The organism is Janthinobacterium sp. KBS0711 (genome assembly GCF_000988085.1).
GTDB classification, from domain to species: domain Bacteria; phylum Pseudomonadota; class Gammaproteobacteria; order Burkholderiales; family Burkholderiaceae_D; genus Janthinobacterium; species Janthinobacterium lividum_E.
This window is the reverse complement of the sequence record NZ_LBCO01000007.1, coordinates 24,710-40,989: the sequence shown is the minus strand read 5'-3', so window position 1 is coordinate 40,989 and position 16,280 is coordinate 24,710. Positions and strand designations below refer to the sequence as shown.

General features: G+C 66.7%; 14 protein-coding genes. 7 read left to right on the top strand and 7 right to left on the bottom strand.

Annotation, left to right across the window (positions count from 1 at the left end; all coding sequences use genetic code 11):
- The first annotated feature begins 48 nt into the window (after positions 1 to 48).
- Positions 49 to 1,002, top strand: coding sequence for a hypothetical protein (locus VM94_RS03960; protein WP_046682296.1), 954 nt, complete (start codon positions 49 to 51; stop codon positions 1,000 to 1,002).
- Positions 1,003 to 1,012: 10 nt separating this feature from the next.
- On the opposite strand, the gene VM94_RS03955 is transcribed toward VM94_RS03960, so the two are convergent.
- Both VM94_RS03955 and VM94_RS03950 read right to left on the bottom strand, forming a co-directional pair.
- On the bottom strand, positions 1,013 to 3,454 hold the full coding sequence (locus tag VM94_RS03955) for a hypothetical protein (RefSeq protein WP_046682295.1): 2,442 nt from the start codon (positions 3,452 to 3,454) through the stop codon (positions 1,013 to 1,015).
- A gap of 125 nt (positions 3,455 to 3,579) precedes the next feature.
- Positions 3,580 to 4,593 carry a serine/threonine protein kinase gene (locus VM94_RS03950; RefSeq protein WP_138828887.1) on the bottom strand — a complete coding sequence of 338 codons (1,014 nt, stop codon included), beginning with the start codon at positions 4,591 to 4,593 and terminating at the stop codon, positions 3,580 to 3,582.
- Between the two features lie 103 nt (positions 4,594 to 4,696).
- Here VM94_RS03950 and VM94_RS03945 point away from each other — a divergent pair, with 103 nt between their 5' ends.
- From VM94_RS03945 to VM94_RS03920, 6 genes are all read left to right on the top strand, one after another.
- Positions 4,697 to 5,395 (top strand): UPF0149 family protein, encoded by a 699-nt coding sequence (locus VM94_RS03945; protein WP_034785080.1) that lies wholly within the window; start codon positions 4,697 to 4,699, stop codon positions 5,393 to 5,395.
- A 77-nt stretch (positions 5,396 to 5,472) separates the two neighbouring features.
- On the top strand, positions 5,473 to 6,393 hold the full coding sequence (locus tag VM94_RS03940; RefSeq protein ID WP_046682294.1) for a LysR family transcriptional regulator: 921 nt from the start codon (positions 5,473 to 5,475) through the stop codon (positions 6,391 to 6,393).
- 117 nt (positions 6,394 to 6,510) lie between these two features.
- A complete protein-coding gene (locus tag VM94_RS03935) occupies positions 6,511 to 8,055 on the top strand; it encodes an MFS transporter (protein WP_046682293.1) in 1,545 nt (514 codons plus the stop codon).
- Positions 8,056 to 8,083: 28 nt separating this feature from the next.
- Positions 8,084 to 9,166 carry an HlyD family secretion protein gene (locus VM94_RS03930; RefSeq protein WP_046682292.1) on the top strand — a complete coding sequence of 361 codons (1,083 nt, stop codon included), beginning with the start codon at positions 8,084 to 8,086 and terminating at the stop codon, positions 9,164 to 9,166.
- Positions 9,163 to 10,602, top strand: a complete 1,440-nt coding sequence (locus VM94_RS03925; RefSeq protein ID WP_046682291.1) for an efflux transporter outer membrane subunit — start codon at positions 9,163 to 9,165, stop codon at positions 10,600 to 10,602. Before VM94_RS03930 ends, VM94_RS03925 begins: the two co-directional genes overlap by 4 nt.
- Positions 10,599 to 11,033, top strand: coding sequence for a hypothetical protein (locus VM94_RS03920; protein WP_046682290.1), 435 nt, complete (start codon positions 10,599 to 10,601; stop codon positions 11,031 to 11,033). The genes VM94_RS03925 and VM94_RS03920 overlap by 4 nt, the downstream gene beginning before the upstream one ends.
- Positions 11,034 to 11,037: 4 nt before the next feature.
- Here VM94_RS03920 and VM94_RS03915 read toward each other — a convergent pair whose 3' ends face one another.
- The 5 genes from VM94_RS03915 to VM94_RS03895 all read right to left on the bottom strand — a co-directional run bounded on the left by VM94_RS03915 (position 11,038) and on the right by VM94_RS03895 (position 15,994).
- Complete coding sequence (locus VM94_RS03915; RefSeq protein WP_046682289.1) at positions 11,038 to 11,826, bottom strand: ABC transporter ATP-binding protein; 789 nt, start codon at positions 11,824 to 11,826, stop codon at positions 11,038 to 11,040.
- Between the two features lie 8 nt (positions 11,827 to 11,834).
- Positions 11,835 to 12,884, bottom strand: a complete 1,050-nt coding sequence (locus VM94_RS03910; RefSeq protein WP_046682288.1) for a FecCD family ABC transporter permease — start codon at positions 12,882 to 12,884, stop codon at positions 11,835 to 11,837.
- Positions 12,881 to 13,807 (bottom strand): heme/hemin ABC transporter substrate-binding protein, encoded by a 927-nt coding sequence (locus VM94_RS03905; RefSeq protein WP_046682287.1) that lies wholly within the window; start codon positions 13,805 to 13,807, stop codon positions 12,881 to 12,883. Before VM94_RS03905 ends, VM94_RS03910 begins: the two co-directional genes overlap by 4 nt.
- Positions 13,795 to 14,880, bottom strand: a complete 1,086-nt coding sequence (locus VM94_RS03900) for a hemin-degrading factor (RefSeq protein WP_185982144.1) — start codon at positions 14,878 to 14,880, stop codon at positions 13,795 to 13,797. The genes VM94_RS03905 and VM94_RS03900 overlap by 13 nt, the downstream gene beginning before the upstream one ends.
- Before the next feature lie 214 nt (positions 14,881 to 15,094).
- Entirely contained in the window at positions 15,095 to 15,994 is a 900-nt protein-coding gene (locus VM94_RS03895; RefSeq protein ID WP_046682285.1) for a DMT family transporter, read from the bottom strand.
- Positions 15,995 to 16,280: the final 286 nt, after the last annotated feature.

Below are 16,280 nucleotides of genomic sequence, written 5' to 3'. Positions count from 1 at the left end.
CCCCGCCAGACGACCTTTAGCGTGTAATCACCTGTCACTGGAAACCTCATGCGCCTGCCATACACCGTCCTGGCCCTGCTGTCCGCCGCCCTTCCCCTGTCCGCCCAGGCACAGGATATCTCCGGCATGGCCGGCGCCCTGAAAGTCAACTCGACCAATGAACGCACCTTTGTCGCCGCCATCAGCTACACGCAGCCGGTAGGCAATTACAATGCGGTGAGCCTGTCGTATATCAACGAGGGACACCCGCAAGACCATCACCGCGACGGCATGGCGGGCCAGGTGTGGCTGCGCACGAAAAACGTGGAGCAGGGACTGATGCTGGGTGCCGGCGTGGGCCGCTATTTTTTCTTCGACACGGCCAAGACGGACGAAGCGCCGCACAATTTCGACAATGACCACGGCTGGGGTTCCATCGCCAGCCTGCAGGCGCGCTGGCAATTCGACAACCGCTGGTATGCCTTGGTCCAGATCAATCGCATCCGCCCCAGCGGCAAGGACGCCACCACGCACCTGCTGGTGGGCGCCGGCTACCGCTATGACGGCGTGCCGGGCGCCAAGCTGCACCTGCAGAACTGGGCCTACGACGACACCTTGACCTTGTCGACCGGCCACACCATCGTCAACAGCTTCCGCTCCGAGTCCTCGCGCCCGTTCACCTTGGAATACCGGCGCGCGGCGGGAAAATACGTGGACTGGAGCGCCGCCCTCATCGACGAAGGTGGCACGGCGCTGGCGCACCGGCGCGGCGCGGCCGCCCAGCTGTGGCTGATCCGCTCGCTCAATGAAAAGGTGGAATTCGGCATGGGTGCCGGGCCGTACGTGGCCTGGGACGGCCGCGACACCCAGGGCCACGACGCGCGCCTGACAGGCTTGCTGTCAGCCGTGGCCCGCTACCACGTCAACCGCCACTGGCTGGCGCAAGTGGCGTGGAACCGGGTGGTAACGGATTACCACCGCGACGCGGATGTGTTGCTGGTGGGCGTGGGCAGGAAGTTTTAAACGTTCTAGCTCAACGTGAGCGCCACACTGCACCGGCGTCATTCGGCTGCGTCAATCTCTCGATCACTTCCCGCGTCAGACTGGCCGAGCTCACCTGTTCGGCTTTCGCGCGGGCGGCGGTCAATGAGCTGGAAAACGCGCTTTGGGGTTGCTCCAGGCTGGCACGCAGGGCGGCCAGTTCGCGCTCTTGCTGCTGCGCGCGCTCCATTTCCCGTTCCAGCAATTGCTGCTTGGCGGCCGCCATCGCGCGCGTCGTCTCGGCCGCCTTGCGCTGCAGGGCCGCATGGGCCTGGGCGCTGGCCAGCAAGGCTTGCTGCGCGTCGAGTTTCTCGCTGGCGGCCTGCTGCGCGGCCAGTTCCAGCTGCTCGCGCTGGCGCATGGCGTCGAGCGCCTGCAACTCCATGGCGACGCGGGTTTCGGCTGCCGCCGTCGCCTGCTTTTCCGCTTCCAGACGGCCGGCGATGGCTTGCGAGGCGCGCTCTTCGGCGCTGCTGGTCTGGCGCTGCTGCACCAGTTTTTGCGCGATCAGGGCCAGCGACTCGCGTTCGGCCGCGACGAAATCGCGCTCGGACGCCAGCAGCGCTTCGGCCGCTTGCGCCTTGTCTGCTTCCACGCGGGCGCGCTCGCTATGCACCTGGCCCAGCTCCACGGCCAGGCGCGCCTGCGCCTGCACGGCTTGCGCGGCAGCCGCTTTCTGTTCACCTTCGACCAGGGCCTGGTCCATCAGGATGCGGATGGCGTCCGCTTCCTTTTGCGCCGCTTCCCGCAAGGCCTGTTCGGCCGCGTGCTGGCCGCGCAGCAGTTCCGCTTGCGCGCCCTCGGCGGCGATGCGTTCCTGCGCCGCGTTGAACGCCAGCGCTTCCGCTTCCAGTTTTTCTTTCAAGGCGGCGATGGCGGCTTGTTCGGCGGCCAGGCGCTCCTGCTCCGCCTGCAGCAGCTGCTCTGCCTGACGGGCTTTTTCCTGCGCCAGTTGCGACGCTTGCGCCTGCGCGGCCAATGTCGCCTTGCCGGCATCGACTTCGGCCTGCTCGGCGTCGTTCTGGCTCGCGGCCAGTTCCGACGCCTGGCGCGCCTGTGCAGCGCGTTCCTGCGCCAGGCTGGCGGCACGCTGCTGCTCTTCCAGTTCGCGGGCCGCTGCCACGGCGGCGGCCTGCTCGGCCGCTTCACGGGCCTTGGTTTCTTCGAGAGCCGCCGTTTCCGCTTCCAGCTTGGCGTGGCCGGCGATTTCCGCATCCTGTTCGGCGGCCACGCGGGCCAGCGCCACGGCGCGCAGCTGGCGGTCCACCTCGATGCGTGCCTCGGTGGCAGCCAGGATGCGCACGTCGGCATCGCGGCGCGCCTGCGCGCTGGCCACGGCAACCATTTCCAGGCGCTCGCGGTGGATGGCCGCATCGCGCAATTCCTTTTCCGTCTGCAGGCGCAAACGCAGCGATTGCGCCGCATGGCGTTCCGATTCCGCCTGCGCCAAGGCGATGGATTCGCGTTCCTGTTCCAGGTGCGCCAGCGCGCGCGCTTCTTCCAGGGCGCGCACTTCGGCGGCGGCGCGGTTGAAGGCCGATTCCAGCGCGATCTGGTCGGCGCGCTCGCGCTGCACCGTCAAGTCCAGCGCTTCGCTTTCCGCTTCGGCCAGCATCTGCGCCGTCTGGCGCGCACCGTGCGCATGGCGCTCGCGTTCGCGCGCCAGCACGGCAACTCGTGCGTCGGCCGAAGCGATGCCCACCATTTCTTCCTTGGCCGCCTGCACAGCGGCGACGCGCTCGACGGCCTGCAGGCGCGCCTGCTCCGTCTGCACTTGCAATTCTTCGGCGACGCGGGCGGCCTGTTCGGCCAGTTCCGACTGCACGGCCACCTGCTCGCTGGCGCGCAAGCGGCTTTCCTGCTCGGCGCGCGAACGCTGTTCGGCGGCCAGGCGGATTTCATTATCGGACTCCACGCGGGCGCGCAGTTCGGCCGTTTCCTGCTTGACGGCTTCCAGGCGGGCCACGCTCGCTTGCGCGGCGGCGCGCATGGTGTCGAGACGTTCGCGGTTGGCGGCAATCGCTTCCTCGGCGGCCTGCGCATTTTGCTGCGCGGCGGCGGCGGCGGCCGCGTCGATGGCGGCGCGGTCCTCGGCCAGCGAGCGCACGCGCGCCTCGGCCAGGGCCCGGCTTTCAGCGGCGCAGGTAGCTTTCGCTTCCGCTTCCACGCGGGCAATCGCCTCGTGGATGGCTTTCAATTCCATTTTCTGGCGTTCCGCGGCTGGCGCCTTGGTATCAACTTGGGCTTCGGCTGCCGGCTCGGCTTGCGGTTCGGATTGCAGTGCGGGCGTGATGGCGGCAGCAGGCGCTTCCGCCTTGCTTTCCAGGTCCTTGAAATCATGCAGCGAGACGATGCTGTCCTGGTCGAACTCGTCATCGGCGGAATACGCGACGGTGAGGGAGGCGGCCTGGCGCTGATTTTGCTGTGCTTGCATGATTTCTCGCTTGTTCGGGTGAATTCCGTTGCTTCTAGGAATTTATTACCACCATTATCGAACAGGCATGCACAAATCAGCGCGGCAAGAAGAGGGGCGTTTACCGCCCTTTTCCTGCGTTTAGGTCAAACAGGCCACAATGGCGCTTCGTCCATCAACGCCACCTGCTCCCTGAGTTCCAGGATGCGGTCCTGCCAGTACCGCTGCGTGTTAAACCACGGGAAGGCGACGGGGAAGGCGGGGTCGTCCCAGCGGCGCGCCAGCCAGGCCGAATAATGGATCAGGCGCAGGGTGCGCAGCGCTTCGACCAGGTACAGCTGACGCGGGTCGAAATCGCAAAAGTCTTCGTAGCCGGCCAGGATGTCGCTCATCTGGCGCACCATGTCGCCCCGCTCGCCCGACAGCATCATCCACAGGTCCTGGATCGCCGGTCCCATGCGGCTATCGTCGAAATCGACGAAATGGGGGCCGGCGTCCGTCCACAGCACGTTGCCGCCATGGCAGTCGCCGTGCGTGCGCAGCATGGCCACGTCGCCCGCGCGGTCATAGCAGCGCTTGACGCCGTCGAGCGCCTGCTGCGCCACGCTGGAATAGGCGGCCAGCAGTTCGGGCGGCAGGAAATTTCCTTCCAGCAAGAACTCGCGCGGCTCGACGCCAAACGTCTGGTGATCGAGCGCCGGCCGTTCCTTGTAGGTCGACAGAGCACCGACGGCGTGGATGCGGCCGATGAAGCGCCCTATCCATTCCAGGGTGGCCGGGTCGTCCAGCTCGGGCGCGCGGCCGCCGTGGCGGGGGAAGACGGCAAAGCGGAAGCCCTGGTACTGGTGCAGGGTGCTGCCGTTGATTTCCAGCGCCGGCACCACCTGGATTTCGCGCTCGACCAGTTCGGACACGAACGCATGTTCTTCAAGGATGGCCGTATCGCTCCAGCGCGCGGGACGGTAAAACTTGGCGACCAGCGGCGCGCTGTCTTCGATGCCGACTTGGTAGACGCGGTTTTCATAGCTGTTCAAGGCCAGCAGGCGGCCATCGCCGCGCAGTCCCACGCTATCGAGGGCGTCGAGCACGCAATCGGGGCTCAGGGCGGAAAAGGGATGGACGGGCCGGTCGTCCTCGTGCGGCTGGTTTTCATTGTGCATAAGCGACATTGTAAGGCGCGCGCGGGCCGTCGGTGCAAACACTTCGGCGGCAAGCCGCAGCAAGGCGTATACTGGCGCCTTACATTCAATCAAAGAGCAAGCCATGCAACTCGAACAGCCATTATCAGAAAAAGAATTCGACGAATTAGACCAATTCCTGTTGTCGGAGCGCTGCTCCGAAGACGCGATGACCATGGATATGCTGCACGGCTATCTGACGGCCGTCGCCATCGGCCCGGAACCGATCATGCCGGCCGAATGGTTGCCGCGCGTGTGGGGCGAAGATGCCGAAGATGCGCCGAAATTCAAGAACAGCAAGGAAGAAGAGCGCATCGTCAACCTGATCATGCGCTTCATGAACGAAGTGCTGGTGACGTTCGAAGTGGCGCCGAAGGAATTCGAAGCCCTGTTCGTCGAACACGACTACGAAGGCCAGACCCTGATCGACGCCGAAGCCTGGTGCTGGGGCTTCTGGGACGGCATGGAACTGCGCCCAGGCTCGTGGAATGAAATCTGGGACTCCGAAGTGGCCGAGCTGATGCAGCCGATCTACCTGCTGGGCGCCGACGAAATCAAGGAAGAAGAGCTGAAACTGGTGGAAGACCCGGTCAAGGCGCACAAGCTGGCGCAGGAACTGGAAGCGAACCTGCCGGCCATCCACCGTTTCTGGGTCCCGCGCCGCAAGGCACCCGTGCAAACCATGAAGCGCGAAGAGCCGAAAGTGGGCCGCAACGACGACTGCCCTTGCGGCAGCGGCAAGAAGTTCAAGAAATGCTGCGGCGCCGAGCCTGCAGCCGAGTAATCGCGCAGTAGCATCCCTGTTGCGCCGGCGTCCTGCCGGCGCAGCGCCGGCGCTGGCCCCCGGGCTATAATCGGCGCATGAAACTCCCCGACCTGAACCTGCTCGTCGCCCTCGACATCCTGCTCGAGGAAGGCAGCGCCGTGGCCGCCGCGCGGCGCATGCATTTGAGCGCGCCGGCCATGAGCCGCACCCTGGCGCGCATCCGCGACGCCATCGGCGACCCCGTCTTCGTCCGCTCCGGGCGCGGCCTGGCGCCCACCCCGCGCGCGCTGGAATTGCGCGAGCAAGTGCGCGGCGTGGTGGAGCAGGCGCACGCCATCTTCACGTCCGGCCGCGAAGTCGACTTGCGCACCCTGGAACGCACCTTCAGCCTGTGCGCCAACGACGTGTTTGTCGGCGCCTACGGCGGCAAGCTGCGCGACCTGCTGGCAGTGCACGCGCCGCACACGGTGCTGCGCTTCGTTCCCGAGGGCGACGGGGCCACGGAAAACGACGCCCTGCACGCGGGCCGCATCGACCTGTACATCAGCGCGCGGCGCGCCTTTGCGCCCGACATCAAGCTGCAGCAGCTGTTTAGCAGCGGCTTTGTCGGCATCGCCCGCAGCGACCACCCGATCTTCGACGGCCCCATCAACCTCGACAGTTTTACCGAGTACGAGCATATCAGCGTCTCGCGGCGCGGCCTGGCGCGCGGCCCGTTCGACACAGCCCTGGCCGAGCGGGGCTACACGCGCAGGGTTTCGCTGATCAGCCCCAACTTCCAGTCCGCCATCTTCGCCGTGGCCGATTCGCGCCTGCTGCTGCCACTAATGCCCACGCCCCTGCTGGCCATCGTCGAACGCCTGGGTCTGAAGCTGCGCACCTTCCAGCTGCCGATTCCCGTCGACAGCGTGGAAGTCTTCCAGGCCTGGCACCCGCGCCTCGACCACGACCATGCGCACCGCTGGCTGCGCCGGATGATCAAGGAGCTGTGCAGCGGCACCCCGCCAGGCACCTAGGGGCTGAACTCCACCATCATTGCACCAGACGCAATTCATACTTCCTTAATTATCAATTTTCACAAGATTAACGGCTACCTATACTGCGTGGACTGATCCTCATCCACGGAGTTCCCTGTGTCTGCAGTCCCCCTTCCCGGCGCCGCCCCTGCGGCCGCACCGCCTGCTCCTCCCCCACCTCCCGCCTTCGGCCTGCGCCTGGCCACGGGCCTGATCGGCGTGCTGCTGGCAGTGCTGGTGTCCGGCCTGAATGAAAACATCACCAAGATCGCGCTGGCCGACATCCGCGGCGCCATGGGCATCGCGCGCGACGACGCCAGCTGGCTCGTGGCCCTGTATGCGGCCGCCTCGGTGTCCGCCATGGCGTTCGCGCCGTGGTGCTCCGTCACCTTCTCGCTGCGCCGCCTGACGGCCGCCGCCATCCTCGTCTGCATGGCCGCCGGTGTGCTGTGCCCGTTTGCGCCGAACCTGTCCGTGCTCATGATCCTGCGCGTGGTGCAGGGCGCGGCCGGCGGCGCCCTGCCGCCCATGCTGATGACGGTGGCGCTGCGCTTCCTGCCGCCGAACATCAAGCTGTATGGCCTGGGCGGCTATGCACTGAGCGCCACTTTCGGCCCCAGCCTGGGCACGCCGCTGGCCGCGTTCTGGACCGAGTACCTGGGCTGGCAATGGGCGTTCTGGCAAGTCGTCCCGGGCAGCATCGTCGCCCTGCTCATGGTGTCCTGGGGCTTGCCGCAAGACCCGCTGCGCCTCGAACGCTTCCGCCAGTTCGACTGGCGCGGCCTGCTGCTTGGCCTGCCCGCCATCAGCATGCTGGTGGTCAGCTTGCTGCAGGGCGAGCGCCTGAACTGGTTCCATTCGCCTCTGATCTGCGTGCTGCTGGGCGGCGGCGCCGTGCTGCTGGTGCTTTTCCTCGTCAACGAGTGGTCGCACCCGCTGCCATTCTTCAAGCTGCAGCTGCTGTCGCGGCGCAACCTGAGCCACGCCCTGCTGACCCTGGGCGGCGTGCTGTTCGTGCTGCTGGCCGTGATCCTGATCCCCTCGTCCTACCTGGCGCAGGTGCACGCCTACCGCCCGCTGCAAACGGCGCCCGTGATGCTGATGGTGGCGCTGCCGCAGCTGATCGCCCTGCCGCTGGTGGCCGCCCTGTGCAATCTGCGCGCCGTCGACTGCCGCTGGGTGCTGGCCATCGGCCTGGCCCTGCTGGCCCTGTCGTGCGTGCTGGGCGCGCGCATGTCGCCCGACTGGATACGCACGCATTTCTACCTGCTGCAAGCGGTGCAGATCTTTGCGCAACCGATGGCCGTGATTCCCTTGCTGTTGCTGGCCACCACGGGCCTGGCGCCGCAGGATGGCCCGTTTGCGTCGGCCTGGTTCAACACCATCAAGGGCATGTCGGCCGTCGTCGCCACCGGCGTGCTCGATGCGCTGATCACGCGCCGCAACCATTTTCATTCGACGGTGCTCAGCGAACGCCTGGGCAACCTGCCGGGCGCCATGGACATGCCAGGCCTGGGGTCTGGTCTGAGTGCGCGCATGCATGCGCAAGTCGTCACCCTGACCTCGTCCGACCTGTACCTCACCGTGGCCGCCATCGCGCTGGCCATGATTGTGATCATTCCCATCCTGCCGACGCGCGTCTATCCGCCGCGCGCCGCTTGAATTTTCATTTTCACGAAAGAGCATCACCATGCAAAAACCCATACTGCGCTCGCGCGCATTTCTTCTCGGCCTGGCCCTGCTGGCCTGCGCCCTCGCCTTTTGCGCCTGGCAACTGCTGTTTTCCCGCAGCGAAGAACAAAGCACCGACGACGCCTTCGTCAGCGCCGACTACACGGTGCTCTCCCCCAAGGTGGGCGGCATCGTGCGCGACGTGCTGGTGGAAGACAACCAGGCTGTCAAGGCGGGTCAGCTGCTGGCCCGCATCGACGACCGCGATTACCAGGCCGCCGCCGCCTCGGCCCGCGCCGAAGTAGCGGGCGCCGAAGCGCAGCTGGACTATGCCCGCGCCACGGTGCAGCGCCAGCAATCGGTGATAGAGCAAGCCAGCACCCTGGTCGAGGCCAACCAGGCGGAAGACAAACTGGCGCAGCAGGAACTGGCCCGTTCAACGCACCTGGCCGGCCAAGGCGCGGGCAGCGTGCAAAACGCCCAGCAGGCGCAATCGCGCTACGACGTGAGCCGCGCGCGCCTGGCGCAAAACCGCGCCGCCCTCGTCGCCACCCGCAAGCAGACGGACATTTTGCAAGCGCAGCAAGGCGCGGCGGAAGCGGCCCTGCTGCGCGCCCGCGCCAGCCTGCAACGGGCCGAACTCGATCTGTCGCATACGCAGCTGCGCGCCCCCATTGACGGCATCGTCGGACGCCGCGCCGTGCGCGTCGGCGCCCTGGTGGCGCCCGGCGCCAGCCTGATGGCCGTGGTGCCCCTGAACCGCAGCTTCGTCGTCGCCAACCTGCAGGAAACCCAGCTCACGCACGTGCGCCAGGGCCAGCGCGCCAGCATCGCCGTCGACGCCTATCCGGGCGTGCTCCTGCACGGCACCGTGCACAGCATCGCGCCGGCCACGGGCGTGACGTTTGCCGCCATCGCGCCGGAAAACGCCACCGGCAACTTCACCAAGGTGGTGCAACGCATCCCCGTCAGGATCGCGCTCGATCCCGGCCAGAACGGCGACCGGGACCGGGGCACCCGCCTGCGCGTGGGCATGTCGGCCGAAGTGCGCATCGATACGGCCGCGCGCCGTCAACAGCTGCAACAGGTGAGCGCGCGATGAAAGCACTGATTTTCATAACGGCCCTGGGCCTGGCCGGCTGCGCCAGCGTCGGCACCGACTTCCAGCGCCCGCGCAATGACCTGGGACAGCAATGGCGTCAGGCGCAGGATGCCCGCTTCGCCGCGCAGCAGGATGGCGCCATCGAGCAGCGCTGGTGGGACAGCTTTGGCGACGCGACCCTGTCGTCCCTGCTGCGGCGCGCCGCCGGCGCCAATCTAGACGTGCTGGCAGCCGCCAGCCGGCTGGAACAGAGCCGTGCCGCGCGTGGCGTCATCGGTGCCGCGCAAGGCCCGTCACTGGGCGCGAATGGCGGCTACAGCCGTGCGCGCAACAGCGAACAAGGCTTGAGCGACCCGTCGCGTCTGAACGGAAAATCCGCCTACAGCCTGTGGCAAGGCAGTCTTGACGCAGCCTGGGAGCTGGACTTGTGGGGCCGCGTGCGACGCGAAGTGGAAGCGGCCGACGCACGCGTCGACGTGGCCCAGGAAACGCAGCGCGGCATGCTGCTGGCCGTGCTGGCCGAGACGGCGCGCGACTACATCGAGCTGCGCGGCGCGCAGCAGACCCTGGCCATCACGCAGCAACTGCTCGACATTGCCCGCCATACCCTGGAGCTGACCCGCATCCGCCTGCGCGAAGGCGCGGCGACGCAGCTCGACGAGGCCGAGGCGGCGGCCCACGTGGCCACCATCGAAGCGCGTTTGCCGCCGCTGCAGCAGCGTGTAGCGCGCCTGGGCAATGCCCTCGCCCTCTTGCTGGCGCTACCGCCGCAGTCGCTGCGGGCGGAACTGGCGGCCAGCAAGGAGATCCCTATTGTGGTCATGCAGGTGCAGCTGGGCGTGCCCAGCAGCCTGGCCGAACGCCGTCCCGACATCCGCCGCGCCGAAGCGCAGCTGCACGCGGCCACGGCCGCCATCGGCGTAGCGCAAGGCGATTTTTATCCGCGCATCACGCTCTCGAGCAGCACCGGCCTGCAAGCCATGCAGCTGTCCGATATCGGCTGGGACGCCAAGCGCTTCGCCTTCGGCCCTGGCTTCAGCGTGCCCCTGTTCGATGGCGGCCGCCTGCGCGGCAACCTGCAATTGCGCGAAGCGCAGCAGCAGGAAGCGGCCATCGCCTACCGGCAGACGGTACTGGCCGCCTGGCACGAGGTGGAAGACGCCTTGTCCGGCTACCAGGCCAACGCCCGCCGCCAGGCCAGCCTCGATGAAGCCGTCAAACAGGGACGGCGCGCGCTGGGGAGCGCGGAACTGCAGTACCGCCAGGGCGGCACGGACCTGATCAACGTGCTGCACGTGCAAAACACCTTATTGAACAACGAAGCAGCACTGATCGACAGCCGCGCCACCGCGTCGCTGTCGCTGGTCCAGGTCTACAAGGCGCTGGGCGGCGGCTGGCAAGCCTTTTCAAGCACCTCGCAAGAAAGTACCCAATGAAACCGAACCCCGCCCATTTTTCCATCCACGACGTCAGCGACTTTCCCATCGTGCGCTTTCGCCCTGAAACAGCCGTCGCCGGCTATGCCCCGCTGTGGGAAAACGACATGGATGCGCTGCTGCGCCATGGCGAACCGTTCGTCCTGCTGTTCGAGGAAGAACGCAGCAACGAAGCGCACGTCGACCGCAAGCGGCGCGGCCTGTGGCTCAAGCACAACAAGGTGGCGCTGGCCACCATTTGCCGGGGCCTGGTGTCCGTCGAAGCGGACGCGGAACAGCGCGCGCGCCTGCAGGCGATGGCCGCTGGCGCCATGAAAGCCTTCGGCATCGTGCAGGAAGTGGCGGCCACACGCGAACAGGCCGAGGCCCTGATGGTGTGGCTGCTGGGCAGCGGCCAGATGGCGCGGCCGCGCGCGGCGGACGTCTGGTAGTCATTTAGGCGGCCCGGCGTACCGCGCTTCGGGCAGGGATGACGCACACGTAGCCATCGCTGCTGGTGGCCGTCGTCAGGGCGATGCCGTACAGCGCGGCCAGGGCTGGAACGGCAGCGGCATCGCTGGCGATATCGCCGACCAATTGGCCCGAGCGCACGAGCAGCAGGCGCTCGAAGCCCAGCAAAGCGTGATTGATGTCGTGCAGGATGGCGATGACGGCGTGGCCGCGCGCGGCGCAGAACTGCTGCAGGCTGTCGAGCAGATCGAACTGCAGGCCGGGATCGAGCGCCGCCAGCGGTTCATCGACGAGTATCAAGCCGCCTTCGACATCCCACATCTGCGCGAAGATGCGCGCCAGCTGCACCCTGGCCTGCTCGCCGCCGGACAGGGTATCCAGGCGGCGGTCCAGCAGATGCCCGGCGTGCGCCAGATCGGCCGCCTCCCGCACGATCTGTCCCAGCTGCGGGTCGACCAGGCGCGCCACTCTTCCCAGGCCAATCACCAGCTCGCACTGCAGTCCGAAGGCCGCGTTCGAGCCTTGCGGCAGCACGGCGCGCCGCCGCGCCAGGTCGGCCAGCGGCCACTGCGCCAGGGGACGTCCGGCGAGCAGCACCTGGCCCGCCTGCGGCTGCAGTTCGCGCGCCATCAGTTTCAACAGGGTCGACTTGCCCGCGCCGCTGGGACCGAGGATGGCGATACGTTCACCGGGCGCCACCCGCACGTTGAAGGGGCCGAAATACTGCTGGCCCAGTTGCGTGGTGGCGAAGGAGAGTTCCAGCAGGGGTGTCATGTTTGCCTCTAGGCCGTGCCGTGGCGGAAGCGCCGCAACAGCATCAGGAAAAATGGCCCGCCCAGCAAGGCCGTGAAAATACCGACGGGGACTTCCGCGGGAATGGCGACCGTGCGCGCCAGGGTGTCGGCCAACAGCAGCAGCAGCAAGCCGCCGGCCAGCATGGACAGCGGTAGCACGCGGCGCTGGTCGGCGCCCAGCCACGTGCGCACCAGGTGCGGCGCGATGAGGCCGATAAAACCGATGCCGCCGCACCAGGCGACGGCAAACCCCGTCAGCACGGCCACCAGCACGATCACCTGCGTGCGCAGCCGGCCCACGTCGACACCCACGTGCAGGGCCTGCGCCTCGCCCAGCGCCAGCGCGTTCAGGGAACGCATCAGGTAACGCGCGGCCCACAGCGCGCCGGCCAGCACCAGCAGCAAGGCCGCCACCTGGCGCCAACTGCCGGCCGACAGCGAACCGAGGGTCCAGAAGGTCAGGGTGCGCAGCTGGTCATCGCTGGCCAGGTAGATGCACAGGCCCATGACGGCCACCGTGATGGCGTTCAGCGCCACGCCCGTCAGCAGCAGGCCGACGATGGAGCCGGGCGTGGCCCAGCGGGCGACCCTGTCGAGCAGCACGCAGATGAGCATGGCGCCGGCAAACGCGGCGGCCGGCAGCAACCACACACGCAACTCGGGCGCCACGTGCAGGCTGGCGGCAAAGACGATGGTGGCCGCGCCTGCGCAGGCGGCGCCGCTGCTCACGCCCAGCAGTCCGGGGTCGGCCAGCGGATTGCGGAACAATCCTTGCGTCAGGCCGCCGGCCAGCGCCAGCGCGGCGCCAATCAGGATGGCAAACAGGGCGCGCGGCAAGCGGATATGCCACAGCACATAGGCGCCGCCGGACAACGCCTCGTCGCCCGCTTGAAACGGCGCCAGCCAGTCGGCCAGCGTCACGGGCACGGCGCCCGCCTGCACGGCGATGAGCAAGCCGCCAGCCAGTGCGGCCGCCAGCAGCCCGCCAGCGCCCCAGCGTGGCCACGACACTGCGGGCGTCATCGCGCGCACGTTCATGCAGCCATGGCCTTCGCAAAGGCGGCGTCGAGCTCCGTCAGCACCTGCGGCATGCGCGGGCCAAAGCCCAGCAGCAGCATGGCTTCCAGCGACACGATGCGGTGCTTGCGCCCGGCAGGCGTCTGCGCCAGACCTGGCAGTTTCAAGATGCCGTCCACGCCGCCCGACGCCTTCAATCCCTGGTCCGTGACGAGCACGATGTCGGGCCGCGCGGCGATCACGGCTTCCGGCGTCAGCGGTTTGTAGCCGGCGAATCCACCCTGCCCGCCCATCACATTGACGGCGCCCGCATACGCGAGCATGGCGTCGGCGCCCGTCTCGCGCCCGCCCACCATCACCTGGTTCGGCGCATGGGCGAGAATGAACAGCACGCGCACGGGTGCATGCTGGCGCTGGCGCACCTTGGCCAGGGCGCCGTCCCACTGCTGCTGCAAGGCTTGCGCCAGGCGCGCGGCCGGATCGGCACGGCCCGTGATCTGGCCCACTTGTTTCACCCGTTCGAGCAAGCCTTCGAATCTGTTATTCGCATTCAGCACCGCCACCGGCACGCCCGCGTCGCGCACCTGGCGCAGCACCGCTTGCGGTCCCGCCTCCTCGGTGGCGATCAGCTGCGTGGGCGCCAGCGACAGCACGCCCTCGGCCGACAAGGTGCGTGCGTAACCGACCTGCGGCAGCTGTTGCGCCACGGCCGGATACAGCGAAGTCGTATCGACGCCCACCAGTTCGCCCTGCGCTTCGAGCGCGTAGACGATTTCCGTCAGGGCGCCGCCCACGCTGACGATGCGCCGCGCTTTCGCCAAGGGTTTACCCGCGTCGGACACGGCGGCCAGCACCTGCATCGGCGCGGTCAGCGCCAGTGCTCCCGCTCCCATTTTTTTCAGCGCGATGCGGCGCGCCACGCTGGCGGCGATCATGCGGCGCATAGTTCTCCCTCCCGCGCCACCCGGTCGACGATATGGCGCCATTCGCACAGCTCGTGCATGCCCGGCTTGCGTTCGCCGAAGAACATGACGATGGTGTCGCCCTTGGCATCGAACAGTTCCACCGACGTCACCAGGCCATCTACTGTCGGTTTTTTCACCACCCAGGCGCTGGCGATATGGTCTTCGCGCAAATGCAGGTTGAAGCGCGTGTCGAGGATATTGATCCACGGTCCCATCACGGCGATCTTGTGCACGGGCCCCGAATGGATCTGGATCATGCCGGCATTGCCGACGAAGGCCATGATGGCGACTTTTTCAAGCGCGGCGTCCTTGAGCAGGTCGAGCACGCAGGATTTGTCGAGCTGCTGCACGAAGCGCGGCTCGGCCAGGCGCAGGCCCTGCAGGCGCGAGACCGAATATTTTTTCAGCACGGTGAAAAATTCATGCGTGTCGCGCAAGTCGGCCCAGGCGGCGCGAAAGCCGGCCACGTCGATCTGCGCGTCGGGCAGTTCGGCCGGCGGCGGCGCTGGCGCCTTCACGGCGATGCCGGCCGCCTGGTCCGCGTCGGCAAAATGCGCGACCAGCGCGTCATAGGCGGCAATGTCGCTGTGCGGCTTCATGAAAATCTTGTGCACGGCCTGGCCGGCCGCATCGAAGAATTGCAGGCTGCGCTGCACTTCCCTGTCTCCCATCTCGCGTACGGCAAAGCCATGCGCCCACTGGCGGTAAAACACGCGCAGGTCGATGTCGCCGCCGAGCACCAGGCCCACGTGGTTGTTGTGGCTGGCTTTTCGATAGACGCCCGTCTTTTCATGCACGCACGAGGCGTTGCGCGTTAGCGCCATGACTTCGCCCAGCGGTTCCAGCGCGGCGATGATGGCGGGCCAGTCGGCCTGCAGGCGTTCGGCGCCCAGCAAGGCGCCATTGGCCAGCGACAGGCCCGCATGCGCGGCGATCAGCTCGCCTTCGGAAATGGCCAGTTCCTCGGCGATGTCGCGGTGGCGGGCTTTCTTTTCGCGGCGCAGGCGGGCAAATTCGCCGGCGATCATCTCGGTATTGCAAATAGGGGGCATGCTCGTCACGGTGTCTCCTTTCAAGGCGAACACTGGCTGGCATGGGCTGGCTGGTGGTGGGGAAAATCTTGGAGTTAATTATAAATGAGAATCATTCGCAATCAAGTGTTATTTATGTGAAGAAAAAACGCGCAAAAAAAAGCGCCGCGACAGGAAACCCGTCGCGGCGCAAAGGAGACCGATCGATACAACCGATCAGTTCGGGAAAAAAAGGTCAGGCGCTGGCCTGTACGGCAGGCATGGAGACCGGCTTGGCAGTGGGCCGCTGCGCCAGCAAGACGACGGCGGCCAGCACCATGGCGCCGCCCAGCAATTGCGTGCCGCTGACGGATTCCTTCAGTAAGGTCACGCCGAACGCCATCGTGATCACGGGCTCGAACGTGGAAATAATCGAGGCCTTGGCCGCGCCGATCTGCGCCACGCCGGCAAAGAAGGCGGCAATCGCGATGGCCGTCGAGAATAGGGCGATGGCGCTGACAGCCAGCCAGCCTGTCGCCGTACCCGGCAAGGACACGCCCTGCCACAAGGCGATCGCGCTGTTCGACAGGCCCGCCGTACCCAAAATCACCACGCAGGCCGCCAATGGGTGAATATTCTCGCGGCTTTTCGACAGGCTGTTGCCAAACAGGATGTACACGGCATACACGCCGGCGGCCATCAATGCCAGGGCGACGCCGATGGGCTGGCCCTGCAGCTTGCCGCCCAGGGTGATGGCCATGCCGGCAATGGCCAGCGCCATCAGCACCAGCATGCGGCGGTCCAGCTTTTCCCAGCCCAGCGCCAGCGCCAGAATGGTGACCAGCACGGGATACACGTACAGCAGCATGCCGCACAGGCCGCTGCTGGCATACATGAGGGCATTGAAATAGCCTTGCGACTGGGCCGTGTACATCAGGCCCATCAGCATGTAGCCGGCCAGCAGGCGGCCGCGCGGCAAGCGCCAGCCACCGAGCCACACGAGCGGCAGCAACAGCATGGCGGCGATGACGAAACGCAAGGCCAGCATGGTCGACGGGTTGACCCCGGACGCATAAGCCGCCTTGGCAAACACTGCGGAACTGCCGAAACCGGCGGCCGACAGCAACACCAGCGCAACAGCGCGGCGATCAGACATGACTAACCTCTTTGAGTACACCTGGGCAAACCTGATGCGTATCGCGACGGTTTTCCAGGCGTTGTAACGTTGTAAATATAAATGCCCAGCAAGGCCGGGAGATGATGCATGCGTAAATCCTATTGCGGGTCGCTTCACGCATAGCCGGCATCATATTCGCTTGCGCAAAATGAAACAAACCAATATTCTTCACGGATAGGCCAAATAATACTGAGGCTCAATTCTCTTGAGAACGCCATGTCACGTCCCTTGCCCCCACTTGCCGCCCTGCACGCCTTCGAGGCGG

What these genes read in the sequence shown, in the direction of transcription:
- VM94_RS03910 (WP_046682288.1), bottom strand. Translation starts at nt 12,884, where the DNA reads ATGAACGTGCGCGCGATGACGCCCGCAGTGTCGTGGCCACGCTGGGGC.
- VM94_RS03940 (WP_046682294.1), top strand. Translation starts at nt 5,473, where the DNA reads ATGAAACTCCCCGACCTGAACCTGCTCGTCGCCCTCGACATCCTGCTC.
- VM94_RS03945 (WP_034785080.1), top strand. Translation starts at nt 4,697, where the DNA reads ATGCAACTCGAACAGCCATTATCAGAAAAAGAATTCGACGAATTAGAC.
- VM94_RS03960 (WP_046682296.1), top strand. Translation starts at nt 49, where the DNA reads ATGCGCCTGCCATACACCGTCCTGGCCCTGCTGTCCGCCGCCCTTCCC.
- VM94_RS03950 (WP_138828887.1), bottom strand. Translation starts at nt 4,593, where the DNA reads ATGCACAATGAAAACCAGCCGCACGAGGACGACCGGCCCGTCCATCCC.
- VM94_RS03920 (WP_046682290.1), top strand. Translation starts at nt 10,599, where the DNA reads ATGAAACCGAACCCCGCCCATTTTTCCATCCACGACGTCAGCGACTTT.
- VM94_RS03955 (WP_046682295.1), bottom strand. Translation starts at nt 3,454, where the DNA reads ATGCAAGCACAGCAAAATCAGCGCCAGGCCGCCTCCCTCACCGTCGCG.
- VM94_RS03925 (WP_046682291.1), top strand. Translation starts at nt 9,163, where the DNA reads ATGAAAGCACTGATTTTCATAACGGCCCTGGGCCTGGCCGGCTGCGCC.
- VM94_RS03900 (WP_185982144.1), bottom strand. Translation starts at nt 14,880, where the DNA reads ATGCCCCCTATTTGCAATACCGAGATGATCGCCGGCGAATTTGCCCGC.
- VM94_RS03905 (WP_046682287.1), bottom strand. Translation starts at nt 13,807, where the DNA reads ATGCGCCGCATGATCGCCGCCAGCGTGGCGCGCCGCATCGCGCTGAAA.
- VM94_RS03930 (WP_046682292.1), top strand. Translation starts at nt 8,084, where the DNA reads ATGCAAAAACCCATACTGCGCTCGCGCGCATTTCTTCTCGGCCTGGCC.
- VM94_RS03895 (WP_046682285.1), bottom strand. Translation starts at nt 15,994, where the DNA reads ATGTCTGATCGCCGCGCTGTTGCGCTGGTGTTGCTGTCGGCCGCCGGT.
- VM94_RS03915 (WP_046682289.1), bottom strand. Translation starts at nt 11,826, where the DNA reads ATGACACCCCTGCTGGAACTCTCCTTCGCCACCACGCAACTGGGCCAG.